This is a genomic window from Streptomyces sp. UNOB3_S3 (assembly GCF_020740895.1).
In the GTDB taxonomy this organism is placed as follows: domain Bacteria; phylum Actinomycetota; class Actinomycetes; order Streptomycetales; family Streptomycetaceae; genus Streptomyces.
On sequence record NZ_JAILXP010000345.1, the window covers coordinates 1 to 7696 of the forward strand.

Annotated in this window: 9 protein-coding genes and 1 pseudogene; 2 read left to right on the plus strand and 8 right to left on the minus strand. The window is 73.1% G+C overall.

What is annotated here, in order from left to right:
* The coding region (locus tag K6I33_RS28160) for a DUF5931 domain-containing protein (protein ID WP_229357355.1) at nucleotides 1-817 on the minus strand (817 nt) is incomplete at its 3' end.
* 26 nt (nucleotides 818-843) lie between these two features.
* Nucleotides 844-1623, minus strand: coding sequence for a lysophospholipid acyltransferase family protein (locus K6I33_RS28165; RefSeq protein WP_374285970.1), 780 nt, complete (start codon nucleotides 1621-1623; stop codon nucleotides 844-846).
* 124 nt (nucleotides 1624-1747) lie between these two features.
* Here K6I33_RS28165 and K6I33_RS28170 point away from each other — a divergent pair, with 124 nt between their 5' ends.
* Nucleotides 1748-2518 (plus strand): carboxylesterase, encoded by a 771-nt coding sequence (locus tag K6I33_RS28170; protein ID WP_229357356.1) that lies wholly within the window; start codon nucleotides 1748-1750, stop codon nucleotides 2516-2518.
* The gene (locus tag K6I33_RS28175) at nucleotides 2511-3086 is read left to right on the plus strand and encodes a hypothetical protein (protein ID WP_229357357.1); all 576 of its coding nucleotides are present in this window, start codon (nucleotides 2511-2513) and stop codon (nucleotides 3084-3086) included. Before K6I33_RS28170 ends, K6I33_RS28175 begins: the two co-directional genes overlap by 8 nt.
* 117 nt (nucleotides 3087-3203) lie before the next feature.
* On the opposite strand, the gene K6I33_RS28180 is transcribed toward K6I33_RS28175, so the two are convergent.
* The 6 genes and pseudogenes from K6I33_RS28180 to K6I33_RS28205 form a co-directional block, all read right to left on the minus strand.
* On the minus strand, nucleotides 3204-3950 hold the full coding sequence (locus K6I33_RS28180) for an endonuclease/exonuclease/phosphatase family protein (protein ID WP_229357358.1): 747 nt from the start codon (nucleotides 3948-3950) through the stop codon (nucleotides 3204-3206).
* A 29-nt stretch (nucleotides 3951-3979) separates the two neighbouring features.
* Nucleotides 3980-4921: an ROK family glucokinase gene (locus K6I33_RS28185; RefSeq protein ID WP_229357359.1), complete on the minus strand. Its 942-nt coding sequence runs from the start codon at nucleotides 4919-4921 to the stop codon at nucleotides 3980-3982.
* 57 nt (nucleotides 4922-4978) lie between these two features.
* Entirely contained in the window at nucleotides 4979-5440 is a 462-nt protein-coding gene (locus K6I33_RS28190) for a DUF5304 domain-containing protein (RefSeq protein ID WP_229357360.1), read from the minus strand.
* Nucleotides 5441-5497: 57 nt separating this feature from the next.
* A complete protein-coding gene (locus tag K6I33_RS28195) occupies nucleotides 5498-6730 on the minus strand; it encodes an ArsA family ATPase (protein WP_229357361.1) in 1233 nt (410 codons plus the stop codon).
* Nucleotides 6731-6771: 41 nt separating this feature from the next.
* The gene (locus K6I33_RS28200) at nucleotides 6772-7221 is read right to left on the minus strand and encodes an SRPBCC family protein (RefSeq protein ID WP_229357362.1); all 450 of its coding nucleotides are present in this window, start codon (nucleotides 7219-7221) and stop codon (nucleotides 6772-6774) included.
* Between the two features lie 84 nt (nucleotides 7222-7305).
* Nucleotides 7306-7696: pseudogene (locus K6I33_RS28205) on the minus strand (metallophosphoesterase family protein); the annotation flags it as partial.

Here is a 7696-nt window from a genome sequence, read left to right on the forward strand (position 1 = left end):
GGACGGGGGCGGGGGCCGTGGAGCAGGCGGGCCCGTCGTCCTCGGCGAGCGGCGTGGCGGAGCGGCGCGGGGGCACCAGTCCGCCGGCGACCAGGGTGCGCAGGGCGATCTCCTGCTCGCCGGCGAGGCGGCCCAGCTCGGCCGCCTCGCCGCCGAGGGCCGCGCCCCGGCGCTGCACCATGGCGAGGACCTGGAGGACGCTGTCGTGGATGTCGCGGGCGAGCCGCTCGCGCTCCCGGGTGGCCGCCTCGATCTGCAGGGCGCGGGCGAGGGTGCGCTCACTGGCGCGGGCGACCTCGACGATGTAGCCGATGGCGATGCTGGAGACCCAGACCAGGAGCACGTTGTGGACGGTGTCGCGGGCCGGGTGGCCGCGCTCGACGAGATTGGCGACGGCGACCAGCGTGGAGCCGACGGCCGCCCAGCGCCAGCCGCCCTTGATGGCCAGACCCAGTACCGCGCCGCCCGTCCAGATGGACGGGAGGGTGGCCGCGCCTCCGTCGACGCGCTGGGCGGAGTCGACGACGGCGCTGAGCAGAACTCCGCCGAGTGCGATCGTCAGATCGGCGATCAGGAAGGACCTGGTGCAGCGCTCGGGAGCCGAGACCTTGTTCCAGGTGAACAGCATCCACAGGGTGAGTACGCCCATGTAGAGCGCGGCGCCGAGCGGGTGGGCGTACTCGTGGTAGTTGACGCAGAACAGGGCCAGCGCGTAGCCGAGCGTGAGGATGCGATAGCCGGTGAGGGCACGCCACAGCGGCAGCTCCACCGACATCCGCACGGCACGCGAGCGCCCGGTGCCGGTGCGTTGTGTCATGGACGTGACCCCCCGGGCCCGGGCGGCTACGCCTCGGGCTTGTCCTCCGCCTTCTCCGTCGTGTCGGCCTTGTCGAGGCCGGCGGCCTTCGCCGCCTTCTCCTCCTCGGCCTGCCTCTTCGCCTCGTCCGCGATCTGCCGCTTGGCGGCGGTCGCGTAGATGTCGACGTACTCCTGGCCGGAGAGCTTCATGATCTCGTACATGACCTCGTCGGTCACCGAGCGGAGGATGAAGCGGTCGCCGTCCATGCCGTGGTAACGGCTGAAGTCCAGCGGCTTTCCGATCCGGATGCCCGGCCTGATCATCTTCGGCAGGACCTTGCCCGGGGGCTGCACCTTCTCCGTGTCGATCATCGCGACGGGGATCACCGGGGCACCGGTGGCCAGCGCCACCCGGGCGAGCCCACCGGGCTTGCCGCGGTAGAGACGGCCGTCCGGGGAACGGGTGCCCTCCGGGTAGATGCCGAAGAGCTCGCCGCGCTCCAGCACCTCGATACCGCTCTTGATCGCGGCCTCACCGGCACCACGGGCACCGGAACGGTCGACCGGGAGCTGGCCGACGCCCTTGAAGAACGCCGCCGTCAGCTTCCCCTTGACCCCGGGGGAGGTGAAGTATTCCTGCTTGGCGATGAACGTGATCTTGCGATCCAGCACCGCGGGAAGGAAGAAGGAGTCCGAGAACGACAGGTGGTTGCTCGCGAGGATCGCGGGCCCCTCGGCCGGGATGTTCTCCAAGCCCTCCACCCACGGCCGGAAGGCAAGCTTCAGCGACCCGCCGATGGACAGCTTCATTGCGCCGTAGAACAACCGAGAACCTCCTGTGTGTGACGAGGAGACCTTAACCTGCCTACCCGCCGTGCGGCGCTCCGCGTAGGCTGAGGGCCAGACCCTCTCGTTGTCCGTTGTCTCGTTCCCTTGATCGGAGATCCCGGTGCCGCTCCTCCCCGGAGCCGAGCCGTTCCGCCATGACGGCGGAGAGGTCGGCGTCCTCGTGTGTCACGGCTTCACCGGTTCCCCGCAGTCCGTAAGGCCCTGGGCCAATTATCTCGCGGAGCGGGGCCTGACGGTCTCGCTTCCCCTGCTTCCGGGGCACGGCACCCGCTGGCAGGACATGGCGATCACGGGCTGGCAGGACTGGTACGCGGAGGTCGACCGTGAGCTGTGGAGGCTGCGGGAGCGGTGCTCCCGGGTCTTCGTGTGCGGCCTGTCGATGGGCGGCGCCCTGACGCTGCGCCTCGCGGCCCGCCACGGGGCGGCGGTCTCCGGCATCGTCCTGGTCAACCCCGCCAACAAGGTGCACGGAGTGGCCGCCCGGACGCTGCCGGTGATGCGTCACCTCGTGCGGACGACCAAGGGCATCGCCAGCGACATAGCCAAGCCGGGCGTCGAGGAGACCGGCTACGACCGGGTGCCGCTCCAGGCGGCGCACTCCTTCCGCGGCTTCCTGCGGCGGCTGGACTCCGAACTGCCGCAGGTGACGCAGCCCTTGCTGCTGATGCACAGCCCCCAGGACCATGTGGTGCCGCCGGCCGACTCGGCGCGCATCCTCTCCCGGGTCTCCTCCCTGGACGTCACCGAGCGGCTGCTGGAGAACAGCTACCACGTGGCCACCCTGGACCACGACGCGGAAACGATCTTCGAGGAGAGCCACGCCTTCATCAGCCGGCTCACCGGCACCCCCGCGGCGGCGTCCCATGGCTGAGCCCGACGCGAACCGCGACCGCGACGACAGCCGCGACCCCCTGGACGAGGACCGCGCCTGGGCCGAGCTCGTCGCCGCGTACGGCGAGCAGCCGGACCCGGAGAAGGGCCGCTGGCCCGCGACGGGCGACCTGGACGAGGCGAAGGCGAAGGACGCCGCGCCGGAGACCCCGGCCGTCCGGCCCGAGCCGGCCCCCGAGGAGAAGCCCCCGCCGGCCGCACCCGAACGGCCGGGCGGCTCCGTCGTCTTCGCCCCGGGCATCGGCCCCCGCGACTGGACCACACCGGAGCCCACCGGCCCCGCCGAGGCGGCGGACGAGGGCCACTTCGTCCCGCCGGAGCCCCCGCCCCTGCCGTCGGGCGACGTCACCTCGCGCTTCGCCTGGATCGCGGTCCTCGGCGGCCCCTTGCTGCTGCTCGTCATGGTGCTGCTGCGCCAGGAGCTGACCTGGTGGGTGACGACCCTGGGCGTGGGCGGCTTCCTCGGCGGCTTCGCCACGCTCGTCCTGCGGATGAAGGACAACGACGAGGACGAGGACGACGATCCGGGGCGCGGCGCGGTGGTTTAAATCAGCCCGTCCGGCGTTTGAGGACCGGGGGTCCGGGGGCGGAGCCCCAGGAAACTGGGGGCACCTCCCAGCGGTAGCTGGGGGAGAAAGGGCGGGAGTGGGGCCTCTCTCCTCGCCCTAAGCCGCCGGCACTCGCAAAGCCGCAAGCACCGGCAGATGATCCGTCGCGGCGCGCAAATCGCTCTCCACAACGCCGCGCAACCCCATCGGCACCCCGCACCCCAGCACTTCGACGCCCGGCGTCGCGAAGACCGCGTCGATCCGCTGGAGCGGGTCGCCGAGCCGTGTGGTGTGCTCGCGCCCCCACGGGCTGACGGCCCAGCCGTCCTGGAGCTCCCCGGCCAGCAGGCCGAACGTCCGTCCGTCGGGCCGGTCGTTGAGGTCGCCCGCCACCACGGCGTGCGGCACCCCCAGCCCCCGTGCCCGTTCCAGCAACAGCCGTCCCTGCGCGTACCGCTCGTCCGCGTCGATGCTCAAGTGGCAGCTGACGACCCCCAGCCGGGCCCGGCCGAAGCGCAGCACGGCCGTGGCCAGGCCCCGCTGGTGGAGACCGCGGTGCCGGGGCAGCAGCACGTCCTCCGCGCGCTCCGCGTGGGCGCGCAGCGAGGTGAGGATCATCGGTCCCGAGGCGGTGGCGCCACCGGTGACGTACACCAGCTCCGCCTCCCGGGCGAGGCGGGCGGCCGCCTTGCGCCAGCGGAAGAAGCGGGGCGCCTCCTGAACGCAGACGACGTCGGGCGCACAGGCCCGGATGACCCGGGCCAGCGCCGCGACGTCGTCACGCATGGAGCGGATGTTGTAGGAGAGCACGCGGACCACGGACGTTTCCGCGTCGGTCGAGGATTCCGGCAGGTCCGCGAGCATCGCCCCTCCGCTCAGAAATGCACCGTTGCTCAGCCCTGACGGGCCAGGTCGGCCGCTCCCACCAGGCCGGCCTTGCCACCCAGCTGCGCGGCGAGCACCTGCGCGTGGGGGCGCCACTGTCCGCCGACGAGCCAGCGGCGGAAGGACTTTCGGATCGGGTCGAGGACGAGGTCGCCCTCGTCGGAGACGCCGCCGCCGACGATGAACGCCGAGGGGTCGAAGAGCGAGGCCAGGTCGGCCAGGCCCGCGCCGGCCCAGCGGGCGAGCTCGCGGAAGGAGTCGATGGCCACCGGGTCGCCCTGGCGGGCGGCGTCGCTGATGTGCTTGCCCTCGATGCCCTCGGGGGTGCCGTCGCCGAGGCCCAGCAGGATCTCCGCGTTCTCCGGGGTGGCCTGGGCGCGCTGCTTGGCGTAGCGGACGAGCGCGCGGCCCGACGCGTACTGCTCCCAGCAGCCCTGGCTGCCGCAGCCGCAGAGCAGGCCGTCCGGCACCACACGGATGTGGCCGAACTCGGCGGCCACGCCGAAGCGGCCGCGGCGGAGCTTGTTGCCGATGATGATGCCGCCGCCGAGGCCGGTGCCGAGGGTGATGCAGATGACGTCGTCGTGGCCCTGGCCCGCGCCGAAGCGGTACTCGCCCCAGGCGGCGGCGTTGGCGTCGTTCTCGACGACGACCGGGAGGCCGACGCGCTGCTCGACCTTGTCCTTGAGCGCCTCGTGGCGCCAGTTGATGTTCGGGGCGAAGAGGACCGTGGCCCGCTTGTCGTCCACATAGCCGGCGGCGCCGATGCCGACGGCCTCGACCTCGAAGCCCTCGCTGACCGTGCGGACCGCGTCGGCGATCGCGTCGATCACGCCCTCGGAGGTGTCCGGGGTCGGCACCTTGCACGTCGCGAGGATCGAGCCCTCTTCGTCGACCACGCCGGCCGCGATCTTCGTGCCGCCGATGTCGACGCCGATGGTGAGTCCCATGTGTACCTCGGTTTTTCGCTCGAACCCCGCCAGGACTAACCGTACCGGAGGGCGAGATCAGTCGAGGTCGATGCGTTCGCTCCCCCCGCTCTTCGCCTCGCCCTCGCGCGGCGCGGGGGGCTCGTGCGCCGGCTCGTCGCGGGTCCAGCGCGCCTCCTGGCCCGTCACGGCGGCGCGGTAGGCGGCCAGCAGTTCGGAGCCCGCGGCGGCCAGGTGGTCGAAGACCTGGGGGTTGCGCTCGATGACCGGCAGGGCGGCCGCCTTCGCCTGCTCGACGAGCTCCCGCACGGCCCCCTGCGCGGCCGCGCCCGCGAGCGGCAGCTGGAGGGAGGAGACCTTGCCGGCCACGGCCTCGACGAGCTTGCGCAGCTCCTCGGCGGCGCTGCCGGGCTGCTCGCCCGGTCCGCCGGCCGCGCGGCGGCGGGCGTTCTCGGCGGCGAGGTCCTCGGCGCAGGCCCGCTCCCAGGCATCGGGGTCGGGCGCCTGGCCGGGGCCGGGGCGCTCGGTGGCTTCGCTCATGACGGACTCCCGCTGGCTGGATTTTCCCTCGACGTTACCCGACCGACTCCGGACGGCTCAGGGGGTCCGGGGCCACAGGCCGGGGTCGGGGACGAAGCGCACGCACAGCTCGCCGTCGTGCAGCCCGGCCCCCGCGACGCCGCAGCGGCGCAGCGCGGAGGGCAGGGTGAGGACGCGGCGGAACGGACCGGCGGAGACGACGAGTTCGTCGCCCCGGCGGACGAGTCCGAGGCCCTCGCGGTCGGCGCCGGGCAGCGGGATCCGCCAGATCAGCATCCCGTCGGCGGCGAGGCGGTCCTCCACGGCCCAGGGTTCGGCGGGCGGGCGGTCCGCGGTGGGCAGGGTGGCGCGGGCGGCCAGGACCTCCAGGTCTTCGAGGCCCTGGGGGGCGCGGCCGAGGTGGGGCAGTTCGCGCACGGTGACGCCGTCGGCGAGGAACTCCTCGCACAGCGTCTTGTGGGCGTCGCGCCGCTCGGCGGCGAGCGCGGCCAGCCAGGGGTCGGCGGAGCCGTCGGGCAGCAGCCGGTTCGCCACGAGCGAATCGATCCGGCAGCCCTGGAGGGCGAGCCCGGCGCGGGCGGTGCGCAGGGCGGCGACGGCCTGGGGGCCGGGTTCGGCGACGAGCCGTACGGTCGTGCCGGGCGCCTCCAGGGCGTCGCGGACGGCGGTAAGTTCCCGCTGCCAGCGTTCGGCGGTCTCGTAGAGCCGCTGGGCGGGCATGGGCACGCCGGCCAGCTGGGCGAGCATCGGGCGCAGCGCGCGGGCGGCCTGGCGCTCGGGGGGCAGCAGGCGGCGCAGATAGCGGCCGAGTTGCTCGGGGAGGCCCAGCAGGGCCACGGTCTCCAGCAGGGGCGGCATGTCGACGACGAGCAGGTCCCAGCGGTCCGGCTCGGTGTGCGCGGCCCGGAGGGCGGCGAGCAGCGCCAGGGGTTCGGCGCCGGGGAGTTCGGTGAGCTCCTCGGGGTCGAGGGGGGTGGCGCCCAGGAGGTCGAAGACGGAGGTGCCACGCTTCTGGAGGTCTTCGGCCAGGGCGTGGAAGTGCGCGGCCGGGGCCACGCGGGAGGCCCACAGCCCGGGGGCGGCCTCGCGCGGAGGCGCCCACGGCCAGCCCCAGGCCTCGCCCGTGCCCTCGGTGGGGAGGGTGGTGCCGAGGACGACGTCCGGGGCGGGGCCGCGGTCGCTGGTGAGCAGCAGTGCGCGGCGTCCCGCGCGGGCGGCGGCCAGGGCGGTGGCCGCCGCGACGGTGGTGCGGCCCGCGCCGCCGGGACCGGTGACGAGGACCGTGCGCAAGGAGAGCCCTTCAGGCGGAGTGGTGCGTGATGGTCAGGGGGTCAGGCCGCGGCGCCGCTCTCGACGCGGGTCTTCAGCCCGTCGAGGGCGCGGTCGATGATGACCTTCTCCGCCTTGCGCTTGATCATGCCGAGCATCGGGATCTTCACATCGACGGTGAGCGTGTACGTCACCTTGGTGTGCTTGCCGCCGGCCTCGGGCTCCAGGCTGTACGAGCCGTCGAGCTGGCGCAGCATCTGGGACTTGTCCAGGGACCACTCGACGACGCCGGCCGAGGGCCAGCTGTAGTTGAGGGTGTGGTCGTCCTTGATGGCTCCGGCGTCCAGGACCAGGCGCACCTTGCTGGCGCGGCCCTGCTCGTCCTTTTCGAGCACCTCGGCCTGCTTGACCTCGCCCGTCCACTCCGAGTAGCGGCCGAAGTCGGCGATGACCGCCATGACCTCGGCCGGCGTCGCCTCGATCGTGATGCTCGAGCTGGTGTGTTCGGCCATCTGTGTGGCTCCTCCGTACCGGTGCGCGCCCTGGTGAATGGTCAGCTGAAAGGTCTGCCGGTGAAGGCTACCTCCCGCCGCGAGTCACCACTCCAGCACCCAGGGTGTCGCGGTGGAGGCGAAGTGGCCGACGTTGACGCATTCGGTCGCCCCGATGCGCATTCTGCGCGCCAGCGGCTGGTGGACATGGCCGAAGAGCGCGTACCGGGGGCGGGTGGCGCGGATGGTCTCCAGCAGGGCCGCGCTGCCGCGCTCGAAGCGGCGGGCGACGGTGTCGTAGCAGAGCTCGGGCACGTCGGGCGGGATGTGGGAGCAGAGCACGTCGACCCGGCCGAGGGCGGCGAGTTTGGCGGCGTAGGTCTCGTCGTCGACTTCGTAGGGGGTGCGCATGGGAGAGCGGAGGCCGCCGCCGACGAATCCGAAGACGAGGCCGCCGATCTCGACGCGCTCACCGTCGAGGACGGTGGTGCCGGGG

Excerpts from the sequence above, each read along its gene's own strand:
- K6I33_RS28175 (WP_229357357.1), top strand. The coding sequence starts at position 2,511 with ATGGCTGAGCCCGACGCGAACCGCGACCGCGACGACAGCCGCGACCCC.
- K6I33_RS28180 (WP_229357358.1), bottom strand. The coding sequence starts at position 3,950 with ATGCTCGCGGACCTGCCGGAATCCTCGACCGACGCGGAAACGTCCGTG.
- K6I33_RS28185 (WP_229357359.1), bottom strand. The coding sequence starts at position 4,921 with ATGGGACTCACCATCGGCGTCGACATCGGCGGCACGAAGATCGCGGCC.
- K6I33_RS28190 (WP_229357360.1), bottom strand. The coding sequence starts at position 5,440 with ATGAGCGAAGCCACCGAGCGCCCCGGCCCCGGCCAGGCGCCCGACCCC.
- K6I33_RS28200 (WP_229357362.1), bottom strand. The coding sequence starts at position 7,221 with ATGGCCGAACACACCAGCTCGAGCATCACGATCGAGGCGACGCCGGCC.